The sequence below is a fragment of the Mesorhizobium sp. M0145 genome, from assembly GCF_040322355.1.
Classification (GTDB): domain Bacteria; phylum Pseudomonadota; class Alphaproteobacteria; order Rhizobiales; family Rhizobiaceae; genus Mesorhizobium.
The window spans coordinates 21,315-36,005 of record NZ_JAMYTK010000028.1; the positions used below are offsets into that span (position 1 = coordinate 21,315).

The 14,691-nt window shown below is 62.2% G+C and carries 19 protein-coding genes; 11 read left to right on the top strand and 8 right to left on the bottom strand.

What is annotated here, in order from left to right:
- The first annotated feature begins 38 nt into the window (after positions 1-38).
- The 3 genes from NKJ28_RS27855 to NKJ28_RS27865 all read left to right on the top strand — a co-directional run bounded on the left by NKJ28_RS27855 (position 39) and on the right by NKJ28_RS27865 (position 1,918).
- Positions 39-683 (top strand): DUF805 domain-containing protein, encoded by a 645-nt coding sequence (locus NKJ28_RS27855; protein WP_352637810.1) that lies wholly within the window; start codon positions 39-41, stop codon positions 681-683.
- A 157-nt stretch (positions 684-840) separates the two neighbouring features.
- Positions 841-1,653, top strand: coding sequence for a glutamate racemase (gene murI / locus NKJ28_RS27860; RefSeq protein ID WP_352637812.1), 813 nt, complete (start codon positions 841-843; stop codon positions 1,651-1,653).
- 76 nt (positions 1,654-1,729) lie between these two features.
- A complete protein-coding gene (locus NKJ28_RS27865; protein ID WP_023674705.1) occupies positions 1,730-1,918 on the top strand; it encodes a DUF3008 family protein in 189 nt (62 codons plus the stop codon).
- A 90-nt stretch (positions 1,919-2,008) separates the two neighbouring features.
- Here NKJ28_RS27865 and NKJ28_RS27870 read toward each other — a convergent pair whose 3' ends face one another.
- Complete coding sequence (locus NKJ28_RS27870) at positions 2,009-2,221, bottom strand: hypothetical protein (protein ID WP_023674706.1); 213 nt, start codon at positions 2,219-2,221, stop codon at positions 2,009-2,011.
- A gap of 380 nt (positions 2,222-2,601) precedes the next feature.
- On the opposite strand from NKJ28_RS27870, the gene rpsD reads away from it, so the two are divergent.
- From rpsD to NKJ28_RS33080, 4 genes are all read left to right on the top strand, one after another.
- Entirely contained in the window at positions 2,602-3,219 is a 618-nt protein-coding gene (gene rpsD / locus NKJ28_RS27875) for a 30S ribosomal protein S4 (RefSeq protein ID WP_352637814.1), read from the top strand.
- Between the two features lie 152 nt (positions 3,220-3,371).
- The gene (gene ttcA / locus NKJ28_RS27880) at positions 3,372-4,259 is read left to right on the top strand and encodes a tRNA 2-thiocytidine(32) synthetase TtcA (RefSeq protein ID WP_352637816.1); all 888 of its coding nucleotides are present in this window, start codon (positions 3,372-3,374) and stop codon (positions 4,257-4,259) included.
- A complete protein-coding gene (locus tag NKJ28_RS27885) occupies positions 4,249-5,076 on the top strand; it encodes an inositol monophosphatase family protein (RefSeq protein WP_352576004.1) in 828 nt (275 codons plus the stop codon). The genes ttcA and NKJ28_RS27885 overlap by 11 nt, the downstream gene beginning before the upstream one ends.
- Before the next feature lie 49 nt (positions 5,077-5,125).
- Positions 5,126-5,533: a UCP034077 family protein gene (locus tag NKJ28_RS33080; RefSeq protein ID WP_502898282.1), complete on the top strand. Its 408-nt coding sequence runs from the start codon at positions 5,126-5,128 to the stop codon at positions 5,531-5,533.
- Positions 5,534-5,551: 18 nt separating this feature from the next.
- On the opposite strand, the gene NKJ28_RS27895 is transcribed toward NKJ28_RS33080, so the two are convergent.
- On the bottom strand, positions 5,552-6,751 hold the full coding sequence (locus NKJ28_RS27895) for a multidrug effflux MFS transporter (RefSeq protein WP_502897046.1): 1,200 nt from the start codon (positions 6,749-6,751) through the stop codon (positions 5,552-5,554).
- Positions 6,752-6,958: 207 nt separating this feature from the next.
- Entirely contained in the window at positions 6,959-7,294 is a 336-nt protein-coding gene (gene grxD, locus NKJ28_RS27900) for a Grx4 family monothiol glutaredoxin (protein WP_023674712.1), read from the bottom strand.
- A 163-nt stretch (positions 7,295-7,457) separates the two neighbouring features.
- Between grxD and NKJ28_RS27905 the strand changes: the two genes are divergently transcribed.
- Positions 7,458-8,264 carry a phosphodiester glycosidase family protein gene (locus tag NKJ28_RS27905; protein ID WP_352623646.1) on the top strand — a complete coding sequence of 269 codons (807 nt, stop codon included), beginning with the start codon at positions 7,458-7,460 and terminating at the stop codon, positions 8,262-8,264.
- A 12-nt stretch (positions 8,265-8,276) separates the two neighbouring features.
- Here the strand turns inward: NKJ28_RS27905 and NKJ28_RS27910 are convergent, their stop codons facing one another.
- The 3 genes from NKJ28_RS27910 to NKJ28_RS27920 form a co-directional block, all read right to left on the bottom strand.
- On the bottom strand, positions 8,277-8,510 hold the full coding sequence (locus NKJ28_RS27910; protein ID WP_023674714.1) for a BolA/IbaG family iron-sulfur metabolism protein: 234 nt from the start codon (positions 8,508-8,510) through the stop codon (positions 8,277-8,279).
- A gap of 86 nt (positions 8,511-8,596) precedes the next feature.
- Positions 8,597-10,834: a phosphoribosylformylglycinamidine synthase subunit PurL gene (purL, locus tag NKJ28_RS27915; protein WP_352637819.1), complete on the bottom strand. Its 2,238-nt coding sequence runs from the start codon at positions 10,832-10,834 to the stop codon at positions 8,597-8,599.
- Between the two features lie 148 nt (positions 10,835-10,982).
- Positions 10,983-12,395, bottom strand: coding sequence for an aminotransferase-like domain-containing protein (locus NKJ28_RS27920; protein ID WP_352637821.1), 1,413 nt, complete (start codon positions 12,393-12,395; stop codon positions 10,983-10,985).
- A 93-nt stretch (positions 12,396-12,488) separates the two neighbouring features.
- Here NKJ28_RS27920 and NKJ28_RS27925 point away from each other — a divergent pair, with 93 nt between their 5' ends.
- The 3 genes from NKJ28_RS27925 to NKJ28_RS27935 all read left to right on the top strand — a co-directional run bounded on the left by NKJ28_RS27925 (position 12,489) and on the right by NKJ28_RS27935 (position 13,606).
- Positions 12,489-12,740, top strand: a complete 252-nt coding sequence (locus tag NKJ28_RS27925; protein ID WP_352637823.1) for a DUF1127 domain-containing protein — start codon at positions 12,489-12,491, stop codon at positions 12,738-12,740.
- A 164-nt stretch (positions 12,741-12,904) separates the two neighbouring features.
- The gene (locus NKJ28_RS27930; RefSeq protein WP_352637825.1) at positions 12,905-13,207 is read left to right on the top strand and encodes a type II toxin-antitoxin system prevent-host-death family antitoxin; all 303 of its coding nucleotides are present in this window, start codon (positions 12,905-12,907) and stop codon (positions 13,205-13,207) included.
- Positions 13,208-13,297: 90 nt separating this feature from the next.
- Positions 13,298-13,606, top strand: coding sequence for a hypothetical protein (locus NKJ28_RS27935; RefSeq protein ID WP_352637827.1), 309 nt, complete (start codon positions 13,298-13,300; stop codon positions 13,604-13,606).
- Positions 13,607-13,628: 22 nt separating this feature from the next.
- Here the strand turns inward: NKJ28_RS27935 and NKJ28_RS27940 are convergent, their stop codons facing one another.
- Complete coding sequence (locus NKJ28_RS27940; RefSeq protein ID WP_352637829.1) at positions 13,629-14,276, bottom strand: Pr6Pr family membrane protein; 648 nt, start codon at positions 14,274-14,276, stop codon at positions 13,629-13,631.
- Positions 14,277-14,280: 4 nt separating this feature from the next.
- The gene (locus NKJ28_RS27945) at positions 14,281-14,691 is read right to left on the bottom strand and encodes a hypothetical protein (RefSeq protein WP_352457781.1); all 411 of its coding nucleotides are present in this window, start codon (positions 14,689-14,691) and stop codon (positions 14,281-14,283) included.

The window sequence follows — 14,691 nt, forward strand, 5'->3', positions numbered from 1 at the left end:
GGTGTGATCCATTGTCTGGAAAACGATGGATCCTTTCGATGTTCAATTCAAATATCGGGCGTCTTCGCTTTTTTTTCTATTCCGCGGCCTTGCTGGTTGCGGAAATCGTGACCTTTGTGCTGTGCGTCGTGCTGACCATCGGCATCGAGGGTTTGGCCAATTCAAAGCCCGGACCTTCCAGGGAAGGGCTGGCCGCAGCCGTTCTCGTCGCCTCGCTGGTGATCGTTCTGTTACGCGCGAATTTCGCCTGGCGTCGAAGCCGCGACGCGCAAGGGTCGGGTTGGATCCTTTGGTCGTATATCGTGTTCTCGACGCTGTTTGCGATCCTGCAGGCCGGCACTGTTCTTGTCGTAAAATTCGACGGCGAAGATTCGCATTCCGGCCTTAACCTGCTGGGATTAGCTCTTGTCGGGCTGTGGGCCGTCATCTTGGCGGCCAAGCCGGCGGGCGGTGGCTCTGCGGATATGGCGTCATCCCTGAGTTTCGACGATTTCGACCCGCCCGGGCCGCTGCGCGGCGCCGCCGCGCTCCATTCAGCGTCAGCCGCCGGCGCGACGGCCCTGGCTCCAGCCTACGCCATGCGCGCCGCACCGGTGCCGTCGAACCACCCTGCATCTCAACCTGCATCTCCGGCGAACGGCCGGCCGCGGCCCGGCAGCTTCGGCAAGCGCGGCCTTGTGTGACCGTCTCGCCGCATCAAGGCCATGATGGTTCCAGATAGAAGCGGCCGGGATAAACCATCATTGGCCGAAGCAGAAAGCATGGGCCGGGCCTTCCCTCGTGATCTCGTTTGTGATTCCCAGCCCTTAGTGACTCCCAGCCCTTAGTGACTCAATGACAATGACCGATCCATCGAGCGCCCGTCCGATCCTGATGTTCGATTCCGGCATTGGCGGCCTCACCGTGCTGCGTGAGGCGCGCGTGCTGATGCCTGACCGCCGCTTCGTCTATGTCGCCGACGACGCGGGGTTCCCCTTCGGCGGCTGGGAGGAGCCGGCGCTGAGAACACATATCCTGGAGTTGTTCGCCAGGCTGCTCGACCGGTTTTCGCCGGCCATTTCGGTCATCGCCTGCAACACCGCCTCGACACTGGTCATCGATGCCTTGCGCGAGAGGTTTCCCGGCCGCCCTTTCGTCGGCACCGTGCCGGCCATCAAGCCGGCGGCGGAACGCACGCGCTCAGGTCTGGTTTCGGTGCTGGCGACGCCCGGCACCGTCAAGCGCCAGTACACGCGCGATCTGATCAGCAAATGGGCGCAGAAATGCCATGTCCGCCTGGTCGCCAGCGACAGGCTGGCGGGATTGGCCGAAGCCTATATGCGCGACGGTTTTGTCGACGAGGACGCCGTGCGCGCAGAGATCGCGCCGTGCTTCGTCGAGCATGATGGGCTGCGCACCGACATCGTCGTGCTTGCCTGCACCCATTATCCGTTTTTGGCCAACCGCATGCGCAAGACAGCACCTTGGCCGGTCGACTGGCTCGACCCGGCCGAGGCGATCGCACGCCGCGCGCTGTCGCTGCTCGCCGATACCGAGGCCTGTTATCGCAGAGAGGCACTGCCCGAAGGCGCCGACCTTGCATTCTTCACCTCGAACAGCGCCGATTTTCCGACGCGCCGGCTGATGCAGGGTTTTGGCTTGGCGGTATCCTGACCGCAAGCAATTTTCGCTTTGGGAACATCACACCAGACAATGCGTTTTCCTCTCATCGGAAACGGGAGAAACCATCATGCCAGCCACCTCAAAAGCCCAGCAGAAAGCGGCCGGCGCGGCATTGTCAGCCAAGCGCGGCGAGACCAAGAAGGGCGCGCTCAAAGGCGCGTCGAAGGGAATGTATAAATCCATGAGCGAAAAACAGCTCGAGGAATTCGCCGAGACCAAGCGCAAGGGCCTGCCGGAAAAGAAGTCGAAACACTGATCGACTGGCCATTCTGACGGCGGATGCCGGTCAATAAAAGGCCCGCGGCTGAGCCGCGGGCCATGAAGTCTCAACGGGCGAGGACGAAAATTACCAGTTCCAGCCCCACCCGCAGCGCCGCACTTTGTAGCGGATGACCTTGCGATGACCGTGGCGCCACACCACCTTCTTCTTGACCACGATGCGGCAGACCTGGTGATGCCTGTGCCCATGCCAATGCCGGGCCTGCGCTGGCTCGGGCGCGACCGCCATCGTGCCGGCCATCACCGCGGCGCCTACCAACGTAAGGAAGAACTTCTTCATGCGAATTCCAGCTCCTCTGACTTCAGTCCCTTCCTGATGCCGCTGGCGCAACCTCCCGCCACATCCGGCACATTCTACAACCGTAACACTATCCGGTTCGGCGATTCGCGCCAGCCAGAAGCTTGACAGCGGTTAAATCTCCGTTTAACCAGCCCACCAACACCGGGCCGCAATGCCCGGTGGTTTTCTTTATGTGTGCAAGACGTTTGGGAAGCCGGTTTTACTTTCCTTATGTCTTGTTTGAAATGACGTGTCCCGTGGGTTTTCCGTCGCGTTGCGTGGAAAACCCTGTCAGGTCTCGAAAACGGAGGCCAGAGGAGGGCGCGTTTCCTTCACCCGGACCATGAGGTTCCGGGTGCATTGTTTTGAAAGGGAATGCGATGAGCAAGCGCGAATCCGCGAAGTACAAGATCGACCGCCGTCTTGGCGAAAACATCTGGGGCCGCCCGAAGTCCCCGGTCAACAAGCGTGAATACGGCCCCGGCCAGCATGGCCAGCGCCGCAAGGGCAAGCTTTCCGATTTCGGCCTGCAGCTGCGCGCCAAGCAGAAGCTGAAGGGCCACTATGGCGACGTTTCGGAAAAGCAGTTCCGCAAGGTCTATGAAGAGGCGGACCGCCGCAAGGGCGACACCTCGGAGAACCTGATCGGCCTGCTCGAATCGCGCCTCGACGCCGTCGTCTACCGCTCCAAATTCGTGCCGACCATCTTTGCGGCGCGCCAGTTCGTCAATCACGGCCACATCAACGTCAACGGCAAGCGCGTCAACATCGGCTCGTACCGCTGCAAGCCGGGCGATGTCATCGAAGTGCGCGAGAAGTCGAAGCAGCTGGTCATCGTGCTGGAATCGGTGGGCCTGGCCGAGCGCGACGTGCCCGATTATATCGAGGCCGATCACAACAAGATGACCGCGGCTTTCACGCGCATCCCCGGCCTGGCGGACGTTCCGTTTGCCGTGCAGATGGAACCGAACCTGGTCGTCGAATTCTATTCGCGCTGATCGGCGCGTTCGTCGCGATACAATCGAAGGCCGCCCGTCGAGGCGGCCTTTTCTTTTTCGTTCCTTTTCCGCGGTGTGATTCCGAAATCGATTTCGATTTTCGGTCCGATGCGGTACTGCGGGCGGCAACAGGATCTTGGGGCCGAAGCGCCATGAATATGCTGCCAGACGCCGAAACACTCGAACCGGTCGCCGACACCGAAGGCGGCTTTCATCCTCTGTTTGCCGATGTGCCGTCCTCCGTCGAGTTCAACAAGCTGCGCAAGCGGCTGTCGCGGCTTGCCCGGCAGGCGATCGACGATTTCTCCATGGTGAGGCCCGGCGACCGCTGGCTGGTCGCTCTGTCGGGCGGCAAGGATTCCTACGGCCTGCTTGCCGTGCTGCTCGATCTCAAATGGCGCGGGCTGCTGCCGGTCGAGCTGTTGGCCTGCAATCTCGACCAGGGCCAGCCGAACTTTCCCAAGCACATATTGCCCGATTATCTCGACAGCCATGCCATTCCGCATCGCATCGAATATCAGGACACCTATTCGGTGGTCACCGACAAGCTGGCCGAGGGCAGCACCTATTGCTCGTTGTGCTCGCGGCTGCGGCGCGGCCATCTCTATCGCATTGCCCGCGAGGAGGGCTGCTCGGCGCTGGTGCTCGGTCATCACCGCGAGGACATACTGGAAACCTTCTTCATGAACCTGTTCCATGGCGGACGCCTCGCCGCCATGCCGCCGAAGCTGCTCAACGACGAAGGCGATGTCATGGTGCTGCGGCCGCTCGCCTATTGTGCGGAAGCCGATCTCGAGAAATTCGCCGGCGCCATGAAGTTCCCGATTATTCCGTGCGATCTGTGCGGTAGCCAGGAAGGCCTGCAGCGCAACGCCATGAAGGCGATGCTCGACGACATCGAGAAGCGCATGCCCGGCCGCAAGGACACGATGCTCCGCGCCCTGACCAATGTGCGGCGTTCGCATCTGCTCGACAGGAAGCTGTTCGATTTCGCCGCCCTCAACGAAACCCTCACCACCAGGCGTCCCGATGACATTTGACGATAGCGCGATCGACTGGCTTGCCGACCTTCTGTCGGAAGCCGCCGTCGCCGAGATCATGCCACGCTTTCGCCGGTTGAGCGAGGGCGACGTCCGTCGCAAGACCTCGGCCGCCGATCTCGTCACCGAGGCCGACGTCAATGCCGAACGGCTCATCACCGCCAGGCTGCGCCAGCGTTATCCCCACGCAATGATCGTCGGCGAGGAGGCCTGCTCCGACGACCCGACGCTGCTCGACGGTCTCGGCGATGCCGAACTCGCCTTCGTCATCGACCCGGTCGACGGCACCTTCAACTTCGCCTCCGGCGTGCCGCTGTTCGGCGTCATGCTTGGCGTCGTGATCAAGGGCGAGACGGTCGCCGGCATCATTCACGATCCCGTCGGCAAGGATTGGCTGATCGGCGTTAGTGGCGCCGGCAGCCATATCCGCCATGCCCATGGCGATCTGGAAAAGGTCCATGTCGCCAAACCGGCGCCGATGTCGGAAATGACCGGTGCGGTCTCATGGCACTATGTGCCCGAGCCGGACCGCTCACGTTTGGCGCGCAACCAGACCAAGTCGCTATCGCAGTTCAATTATCGCTGCGCCGCCCATGAATACCGCCTGCTGGCCAGCGGCCACGGCCATTTCGTCGTCTACAACAAGCTGATGCCTTGGGACCACTTGGCCGGCGTGCTGATCCATGCGGAGGCCGGCGGCCATGCCGCGCGCTTCGACGGCAGCGCCTATCTGCCGTCGCATGTCGGGGGTGGCCTGCTGGTCGCACCGGACCGGGAGAGCTGGCGGGAGCTGCGCCGTGAGCTCTGGGCGGAATAGCTCTTCGCTGCCAAAGTTGTCCAATCTTGTGCGAAACCGGAGATCTCGAATGAAACCTCGGTCCGCAATTGTTGCAACGGCCTTTGCCCTTGCCTTGGTTGCCGGTGTCCATGAAGCAAGAGCTGGGGAACGCGCATGTCGCAGTCCCGACTCCGTCGACACCATAGACGAGATGTCCTCCGCGATCTTCGCCTGTTGGAAGCCGCCGCGCGGAAGCGCGGGCATGACCCTGACGCTGCAGTTCTCAATTCGCCGAAACGGCACGCTTATCGGCAAGCCGCGCGCCACCTACTCACATCTAGGGGACGATGGTCCGCTCAACCGGGCCTTCGTGGCTTCCGTCCTCGAGGCGCTCGACAAGGCTCTTCCACTGCCCGTTTCGGACAGTATGGGTGGAGCAATCGCAGGACGTACGCTGTTCCCTCGCTTCACCGCGGTCAGTGAGGGTGCATCCTAGGCGCACGCGCAATGGGCATTAAACCGGCGGGTTATGCGGCTGGAACAGTCTGCCGCGCTCGGCCAGCAGGATCATCAGCAGCGCCGCCACCGACACGCTGCAGAACCCGGCGGCCAGCGGCGTCACCGTGCCGTTGAAGGCTTGGCCGATCAGCGTGCCGAGAATGCCGCCAAGAAATGTCTGCATGAACCCAAGGATCGACGACGCAGTGCCGGCCAGGTGCCCCAGCGGCTCCATAGCGAGCGCGTTGAAGTTCGCGCCGAGCGCGCCGAACGGGACCATGGCGCAGGCAAAGAAGGTAATGAAGAGCCAGAGCGGCATCTTTATTTCGATGGAAACGACCAGCCAGGCAAGGCTGATGGCCAGAAACAGCAGCAGCGCGCTTTGCGACAGACGGCGCATGCCGATGCGGCCGACGAGGCGCGAGTTGAGGTAGTTCGAAAAAGCAAGTACGCCGGCAACCCCCGCGAAGATGACGGGGAACATCTCGCCGACATTGAACACGCTGACATAGATCTGCTGGGCCGAGGCGATGAAGCCGAACATGGCGCCGAAGATGAAGGTGCTGGCGAAGGCGTAGCAGAGCGCGATGCGGTTGGTGAGAACGATGCGGAAGCCGCCGATGATGGAGGACAACGTCAGCGGCCGGCGATATTCGGGGTGTAGTGTCTCGGGCAGGCGCAGCAGCGACCAGGCGGACACGATCAGCGCGCCGGCTGCCATGGTGACGAAGATCACATGCCAGGTCGCAAACAGCATGATGAACTGGCCGATACCGGGCGCCACCACCGGAATGGCCATGAACACCATGAAGATCAAGGACATGACTTCGGCCATGCGCCTTCCGTCGAACGTATCGCGCACGATCGAGACGGCAATGACGCGCGTCGCCGCCGCACCGATGCCTTGCACGGCCCGGCATAGCAGAAGCGTGGTGAATGACGGGGCGATTGCCGCAGCGCCGGCCGCCAGGACGTAGATCACCAGCCCTGCGACAAGCGGCGCGCGGCGCCCGAAGCGGTCCGAGATCGGCCCGAAGAACAGCTGTCCGCCGCCAAAGCCAAGGATATAGGCGGTGACAACATATTGCCGGTGGTTTTCATTTTCGATGCCAAGCGAAGCGCCGATCTGCTGCAGCGCCGGCAAAATAATGTCGATGGCCAGCGAATTGAGCGCCATCAGCGCCGCGCACAGCGCAATGAATTCCCAGCGCGGAATAGGCAAGGTGCTTGCCTTTTGCTGCGCTTGTGCTTGCTGATCCACGGCCAGTCCGATCCTCAAACGAAAATGCGCCGGCTGGCCGACGCATCCATTCGTTGATTGCCCGATAATGGGCAGAACTTTTTGCCAAGGTGGGGGCTGCCCCGGCGCTTAGCGCATGACCCCCGAAAATCGCAGGCGGAAGGTCATACGCAGAAACAGAAGTCAGGCGGCGCCTTTGACGCTGACGCCCTTTTCGACGAGGAAGGTCTGCAATTCGCCCGCCTGGAACATCTCGCGGATGATGTCGCAGCCGCCGACGAACTCGCCCTTGACGTAGAGCTGCGGGATGGTCGGCCAGTTTGAATAGTCCTTGATGCCTTGCCGCAGTTCGGCCGACGTCAGCACGTCGACGCCCTTATAGTCGGCGCCGATATAGTCGAGGATCTGCACGACCTGGCCGGAAAATCCGCATTGCGGGAAGCCGGGCGTGCCCTTCATGAAGAGAACGACGTCGTTGCCCTTCACTTCATTGTCGATGTAGTCGTTGATGCCGCTCATGGAATACCCTTTCATGCCTGTGGGAGTCAGGCTCGAACATTACCCTTCAAATAAACCCATGGGTTGCGCGAAACAAGATGTTTGCCGCCTTGCCACGCAAATGGCGCAAAGGAACGTCTGATCTTGGGCCAAGAGCGTTGGCCACCATCTTTCCCGAGGCGCGATGAAAAGACGATATCTCGCCGGGTTCCTCCTCGCCGTTCTGTTCGCCGCACTGTCCTTGATCTGGTGGGCCAGGTCGCCGAGACAGCCATCTCTCGTCGTCGGCGGTGAATTACCGGCGCCGTGCCGCGATACGAGCTTCGAGGCGGTCGCCTATGTCGTCTGCGAAATCGATCTGCGCCGCTATGACGTCGGTGTGTTCCACACAGGCCTCGACGGCAAGGCTTTCGGTTCACTGGACAAATTCGACAAGGCGATGGCGGATCAGGGCCGGACGGTGCTGCTCGCCATGAACGCCGGCATGTATCACCAAGACCTGACCCCAGTCGGCCTTCTCGTCGAAGACGGCCGGGAGAAGGCGCCGATCAACGTCGCCGACAGCGGAGGCAATTTCTTCCTGAAACCGAATGGCGTATTCCTGGTCCGCAAGGACGGCAAGGCGGCGGTCATGGAGACAAGCGCCTATGCTGCGACCAGACTGGACGTGATGTTTGCCACGCAATCCGGCCCGATGCTGGTGATAGACGGCCGGCTTCATCCCCGCTTCGAGCAGAACGGCACATCACGCTATATCCGCAATGGCGTCGGCGTGCGTGACGAAAATACGGTCGTGCTGGCGATCTCACGCTCTGAAGTCAGCCTCGGCAGCTTCGCACGGCTATTCCGGGATGCGCTCGATTGTCCCAACGCGCTTTTCTTCGACGGGGTCGTTTCGGCGCTGTCGAACGGCGAGCGGATGATTGTGGGTGGAAAGTATCCGGCGGGGCCGATCATTGCCGTGACCGGTAAGAAGCTTGCGAGCCGGTAACTGCAAGAGAGCTCAGTCCGGCACGCTGGTCTGCAGGGCAAGCGCGTGCAGTACGCCGCCCATGTTGCCCTTCAGCGCGTCATAGACCATCTGGTGCTGCTGGACGCGGCTTTTGCCGCGAAAGCTTTCGGCCACAACCTCAGCCGCATAATGGTCGCCGTCGCCGGCCAGGTCGCGAATCGTCACCTTGGCGTCCGGAATGCCTTCCTTGATCAGCCGTTCGATGTCGTGGGCGTCCATTGCCATGTGAGGATTCCTTGTTCAGGTCGTGATCTCATAGATATGGTCGAAATGGCGGATGAACCACAGGGAAAGGGGCCCACTCGATCACATCACGGGTCCACGACCTCATTTGCCATGAAGCGAGGGAACCAGGATTCGTGGGCGGCGGTCAATTCGCTGACCGGTATCGCACGCGCCTCGCCCAGCTTCAGTTCGCTGCCGCCGGTCGAGCCGATCCACGGCGCAAAAACGCCGAGCTTGTTTTGCTGTTCGCGAATGGCGTCCCATTGCTCGCTCTGCGGGTCGATCGACAGCGTCAGCAGATAACGGCCCTGGTCCTCGCCGAACCAGACCGGGATCGGATCTGCACCGATCAGGCCGGGAATGGTCGCGCCGATGCCGAAGGCCATCGCCATCTCGGCCAGCGCCACCGCGATGCCGCCATCGGAAACGTCATGCGCCGCGGTAACAACACCGGAGGCGATCAGTGCCCGCACATGGTCGCCGACCCGCTTCTCGTGGCCGAGATCGACCGGCGGCGGCGGGCCGTCGGCGCGGCCAAAGATGTCGCGCATATAGACCGACTGGCCAAGATGCGAGCCCCATATCGTCGGGGCGCCGACCAGCACGATCATCTGGTCTTCGGCGGCAAAGCCGATGCGCACCATTTTCGACCAGTCGGCAATCAGACCGACGCCGCCGATGGTTGGTGTCGGCAGGATGCCCTGTCCGTTGGTCTCATTATAGAGGGAGACGTTGCCGGAGACGATCGGAAAGCCAAGCGCCCGGCAGGCATCGCCGATGCCTTTCACAGCACCAACCAGCTGGCCCATGATCTCGGGCCGTTCCGGATTGCCGAAATTGAGATTGTCGGTGGCCGCGAGCGGCAGAGCGCCGGTGGCGGTAAGATTGCGCCAGCATTCGGCAACCGCCTGCTTGCCGCCCTCGTAAGGGTCGGCCTCGCAATAGCGCGGCGTCACGTCGGAGGAGAAGGCGAGCGCCTTGGTCGGATGACCGTCGACGCGCACGACACCGGCGTCGCCGCCGGGAAGCTGCAGGGAATTGCCCTGGATCAGCGTGTCGTACTGCTCCCACACCCAGCGGCGCGAGGAAAGGTCCGGTCCGCCCAGCAGCTTGAGCAGTGCGTCGGCCACATCGGTTCGCGGTGCATCGCCGGCCAGCGGCGCCGGCTTCTTCGGCTCGACCCAGGGACGGTCATATTCCGGCGCCTGGTCGCCGAGATCCTTGATCGGCAGATTGGCAACCTCGTCGCCCTGATGCAGCACGCGAAAGCGCAGATCGTCGGTGGTCTTGCCGACGATGGCAAAGTCGAGGCCCCATTTGTGGAAGATCGCCTCGGCCTGTTTTTCCTTTTCGGGGCGCAGCACCATCAGCATGCGCTCCTGGCTCTCCGACAGCATCATCTCATAGGCGCTCATGCGCTCTTCGCGCACCGGCACCTTGTCGAGGTCGAGCTCGATGCCGAGGTCGCCCTTGGCGCCCATCTCGACCGCCGAGCAGGTGAGGCCAGCGGCACCCATGTCCTGGATGGCGATAACGGCGCCGGACGCCATCAGTTCGAGGCAGGCTTCGAGCAGGCATTTTTCGGTGAAGGGATCGCCAACCTGGACCGTGGGCCGCTTCTCGTCGATCTTGTCGTCGAACTCTGCCGAGGCCATGGTGGCGCCGCCGACGCCGTCGCGCCCGGTCTTGGCGCCGAGATAGACGACCGGCAGGCCGACGCCCTTGGCCTCGGACAGAAAGATTGCGTCCGTCTTCGCGAGGCCCGCGGCAAACGCATTGACCAGGATATTGCCGTTGTAGCGGGCGTCGAAATTGACCTCGCCGCCGACCGTCGGCACGCCGAAGGAATTGCCGTAGCCGCCGACGCCGGAAACGACGCCGGCAACCAGATGCCTGGTTTTGGGGTGGTCCGGCGCGCCGAAGCGCAGCGCGTTCATCGCCGCGATCGGTCGCGCGCCCATGGTGAAGACATCGCGCAGGATGCCGCCGACGCCGGTCGCGGCACCTTGATAGGGCTCGATGTAGGAGGGGTGGTTGTGGCTCTCCATCTTGAAGACGACGCAGTCGCCGTCGCCGATATCGACCACGCCGGCATTCTCGCCCGGGCCCTGGATGACTTGCGGCCCGGTGGTCGGCAGCGTGCGCAGCCACTTCTTCGAGGATTTGTAGGAACAATGCTCGTTCCACATCGCCGAAAAAATACCAAGTTCGGTAAAGCTCGGTTCGCGCCCGACCAGGTCGAGGATGCGCTGGTACTCGTCGGGCTTCAGCCCGTGCGCGGCAATGAGTTCAGGAGTGATCGGCACGGAATTGGAAATGGTCATGATCGGCAATTGTGTCCTTGGGATCGAGTCCCGTCTTATCGCAAGCGTTGCAGCCGATACACCCCGTTGGATGACTAAAACGATGGAAAGCAACAGCTGACCGCAAGTAGCGAAAGATCGCCACTCGACCCGCCGGTTTCAAGCCGGTTCAAGAAAAGCTGTCGTAGCCGGCGCGGCCTTCGTCCAGAAGCCGCCGGATTACCGCGACCCCGTGCGCGATATCGTCCCGCTGTCGCGGTTGCGAGATGCCAAACCGCACGCCGTGAAAGGCCTGTTCGGAACGCCCTGCCTTGAACTCGTCCTCGTCGTCGATGAGCACGCCATGTTCGAGGCAGGCCTGCTTGAAAGTGCCGGAAAGCCATGGGTCCGGCAAAGTGAGCCAGACGAACGGCACGTTATCCAGCGCCTTGAAATCGAAGCCGTCGAGTGTCTCGCGCACGATCGCGATGCGCGCACCGATCTCGGCAATGCTGCGCTTGCGCACCTCAGCGGCCTGACCGGACAGCACCAGCCGGCTGCCCACCTCCGCCAGCAGAAAGGGCAGGCCGCCCGTCATCATCTTGTGGGCAACCCGGATGCGGTGACGATAGGCCGGCGGGCAAGCGAGCCAGCCGCCGCGAACACCCGCCGCAACCGATTTCGACAGGCCGCCGGCAACGATGGTCCGTTCGGGAGCATATTCGGCCATTAAAGGCGTTGGGTCATCGGTCAGTCCGCCATAGAGATCGTCCTCGATCAGGACGACGTTATATTGACGGGCGACATGCGCGATTGCCTCGCGGCGCGATGCCGACAGCGTTGTCAGCGTCGGGTTCTTGGCCGTCGGCATCAAAAACATCATCTTCGGGTGCTTTTGTGCGCAGACGCGCTCGAAATCCTGGGGATCGATGCCCTCGTCGTCAGTCGCCACCAGTGCGGTCCGGCGACCGATCAGGCCGGCACTGCGCGAGATCTGCGAATAGGTGAGGTGCTCGAAGACGACATAGTCGCCGGGGGCGGTGAGCCCCGCAATGGTTGCCATCACTGCGGCGTGGGTGCCGAGCGTGGGAACGATTGCATCCGCCGCCGGGCGATAGGAATTTCGCGACAGCCAGCGCCTGCCCGCTTCGAACCAGCGGTCCGGGAAATCACGAGTATAGCTTGAAATCTCATGCGGATGGTCTTGCGCCGTGCGTGTCAACACGTCAGCGACGATGGCACCCTGGCCGACATCCGGTGCGGCCGTGCTATCGAAGCGCAGTTTGTCGCCGGGCGCATCCATATAGCGCGTGCCTTGTTCGACCGGCCCCAGGAAATCCGGCTTTGCGCTCTCCGACTGTTGAGCGATAACATAGGTTCCGCGGCCGACCTCGCCGCTGACCAATCCCCGCTCGCGCAGCAATTGATAGGCCCTGCCGACCGTGCCGACAGTCGTGCCGATGTCGTATGCCAGATCGCGCTGCGGCGGCAGCTTTGCCCCTGCACCGATCAGGCCGCGGTCGATGTCCGTCTCGATGGAATCAGCAAGCCGCTGATAGAGCGGGCCGGTGCCGGCGGTAAGGTCTGGAAGCCAAGTTGTCATGGTGACAATTTTCTACATTGCACCGAAATGAGAGTCAATACATATGAAACGGGCAATACAAAAGGGCACAATTGCAATCTTGGCAGAAAGAAAATGGGTACAATCGAGACAATCCGCTACGCCGCAGTTGAATTGCAGGTGCAGGTGGCGCGCCCGCCGGGCAGGCCAACCTATGTCAGTCGGCTGGTGCGTACGCTCAGATCCTTCGCGAGGTGGATTGACGGGTTAATGGATCGCCGGCGCAGCCGGCTGGTCCTGCTCGAGATGACCGACGCCCAGCTCAAGGACATCGGCATTTCGCGCTGCGATGCCCATCGTGAAGGTCTGAGGCCGTTCTGGGACTGAGAGCAGCCGGATGCTCCGTCTCGAACGTCGCGTGGCATATCGGGGGGTAGACGAGAGCGTAAATATCGACATCGGAACCAACGCGATTTTCTACATCACTGAGATACCATCCTCCTTCGTGCCCTCACAGCAATCGCTCGCGACGTCTCCAGTGAATAGGGGTATTGCTGAAAACAGCTAATTCCCTTATCTTCGCGATGACGAAGGAGATGACCGTGGCAAGTTTCACCCTCACAGATCTCGGCAACAAATCCGGCGAGGTTGTTGAGGCCGCGTTCCGCGGCCCTGTTGACATCACCAAGCGCGGCAAGCGCAAGTTCGTTCTCCTGACGGCAGAGCAGTTCGACCGCATCACCAGTCGCAGCGCGCAACGGGCACACCGCGTCGAGGATCTGTCGGCCGAGGAACGCGACAGGCTTCTAACCGGCCTCGACGCAGTCGCGCGAGATGATGTTCGGGATGACTGAACCCGGCCACGGACAGATCATTCTCTATTCCTATTTGTGGGCAAGGGAATATGACCGGGGCGAGGAAAGCGGACGCAAGGCGCGGCCGACTTGCGTTATGCTGATCGTTGCCGGCAAGAATGGCCGCAAGCAGGCCCTGCTCTTTCCAATCACGAGCCAGCCGCCACGACCTGCGCGCACTATGTTGAGATTCCTGAGACCGAGGCCCGCCGCGCCACCCTCTTTACCCCAGCCTGGGTTATCGTCGACGAATTCAACACCGATGATCTCGCGACGAGCTGGGCGCTCGAAGATGCCAAGCCGCTCGGCCAATTCACGCGCAAGTTCATGTCACGGATCGCTGGCGAAGCTGCTGCGGCGATCCGTGCAGGCGCCGCGCGAACCGTGCCAAGACGCTAAAGGCTGCCGCGGCGGGAGAGCATCATCGCGGATGAACGCCCGCCGCCCTGATCCGCGTGACACCGTGGTCCACAAGCACCGCCACGATGCACAGCATCAGAAAGAGCCCGGTGATGGCCAGAGCCGAGACGGCGACGCTGGTCGCGCCGTTGTTGGCGAGATCGAGGAACGGGTAGGGCACTTCACCGGCAATCGGCGCCCGCAGCAGCGCGTAGGCCAGATAGGCGATCGGATAGATCATCCACCAGGAGATGTCGCGCCACCGCGTCGAGCCGTCGGCGCCTGCCACAAGCCACCACAGCACGAACAACACCGGCGTCACATAGTGCAGGAGCACATCGCAGAGCAGAAACAGCCCTTGCGGCTGCCAAAGCTGCGCCAGGACCGTTGCATAAACGATGAGGACCAGCGTTATGGCGACAGCTACGCCCGCCCGCATCCGTGGCGCGGAAAAGGCCGGAAACCAGGCATAACCCGTCGACGACAGCAACGAGGCATGGACGAGCACCGCGCCGATGTTGGTCAGGATGGTGAAGAAGCTGAAATAGAAGACCAGCGAGCCGGCAAAGCCGCGGCCGGCTTCCATTGATGCCGGGACGGTGATGCAGAGCTGCAGGACGAGCCCGGCCAGGCCGACGACCAGACCGGTGATCTGCAGCACGCGACCCATTGGGCTAGGCAGCAGCGCCGCAGGCCGGATTGCCCGCCTGCCAGCGGGCAATGTCCGAGCCGATGCGGGCGCCGAGCGGTTCCGCCATCAATGGGCCGAACACGTCGACGCGGCTCGAATTGCCTTGCGCCTGCACGACCAGCAACGGCTTTCCACCATAATGTTTGGCCGGCACCAGCAGGAAGCGCGGCGTGCCGCTGAACGAATTCAGCTCGTTGGCCATCTGGTAAGATTTGAAGGCAGGGTCCTTGCTGGCGATCCAGCATTTGTGGGCAGCTATTGCCACCTGCTCCATGGCAAGCAGTGACGCACTCTTGCCCGCCGGCGCCGGCGCGCTCTTCGGGCCTGACTGGCAGGAGGCGAGTACAAGCCCGGCGGCAGTAGCGACGGCGAGGCGCGTGGTCGTCGGTCTCAT

Bases quoted from the DNA above. Each gene is read 5' to 3' on its own strand.
- NKJ28_RS27855 (WP_352637810.1), top strand. From the start codon at position 39: ATGTTCAATTCAAATATCGGGCGTCTTCGCTTTTTTTTCTATTCCGCG.
- murI (WP_352637812.1), top strand. From the start codon at position 841: ATGACCGATCCATCGAGCGCCCGTCCGATCCTGATGTTCGATTCCGGC.
- NKJ28_RS27865 (WP_023674705.1), top strand. From the start codon at position 1,730: ATGCCAGCCACCTCAAAAGCCCAGCAGAAAGCGGCCGGCGCGGCATTG.
- NKJ28_RS27870 (WP_023674706.1), bottom strand. From the start codon at position 2,221: ATGAAGAAGTTCTTCCTTACGTTGGTAGGCGCCGCGGTGATGGCCGGC.
- rpsD (WP_352637814.1), top strand. From the start codon at position 2,602: ATGAGCAAGCGCGAATCCGCGAAGTACAAGATCGACCGCCGTCTTGGC.
- ttcA (WP_352637816.1), top strand. From the start codon at position 3,372: ATGAATATGCTGCCAGACGCCGAAACACTCGAACCGGTCGCCGACACC.
- NKJ28_RS27885 (WP_352576004.1), top strand. From the start codon at position 4,249: ATGACATTTGACGATAGCGCGATCGACTGGCTTGCCGACCTTCTGTCG.
- NKJ28_RS33080 (WP_502898282.1), top strand. From the start codon at position 5,126: ATGAAACCTCGGTCCGCAATTGTTGCAACGGCCTTTGCCCTTGCCTTG.
- grxD (WP_023674712.1), bottom strand. From the start codon at position 7,294: ATGAGCGGCATCAACGACTACATCGACAATGAAGTGAAGGGCAACGAC.
- NKJ28_RS27905 (WP_352623646.1), top strand. From the start codon at position 7,458: ATGAAAAGACGATATCTCGCCGGGTTCCTCCTCGCCGTTCTGTTCGCC.
- NKJ28_RS27910 (WP_023674714.1), bottom strand. From the start codon at position 8,510: ATGGCAATGGACGCCCACGACATCGAACGGCTGATCAAGGAAGGCATT.
- purL (WP_352637819.1), bottom strand. From the start codon at position 10,834: ATGACCATTTCCAATTCCGTGCCGATCACTCCTGAACTCATTGCCGCG.
- NKJ28_RS27920 (WP_352637821.1), bottom strand. From the start codon at position 12,395: ATGACAACTTGGCTTCCAGACCTTACCGCCGGCACCGGCCCGCTCTAT.
- NKJ28_RS27925 (WP_352637823.1), top strand. From the start codon at position 12,489: ATGGGTACAATCGAGACAATCCGCTACGCCGCAGTTGAATTGCAGGTG.
- NKJ28_RS27940 (WP_352637829.1), bottom strand. From the start codon at position 14,276: ATGGGTCGCGTGCTGCAGATCACCGGTCTGGTCGTCGGCCTGGCCGGG.
- NKJ28_RS27945 (WP_352457781.1), bottom strand. From the start codon at position 14,691: ATGAGACCGACGACCACGCGCCTCGCCGTCGCTACTGCCGCCGGGCTT.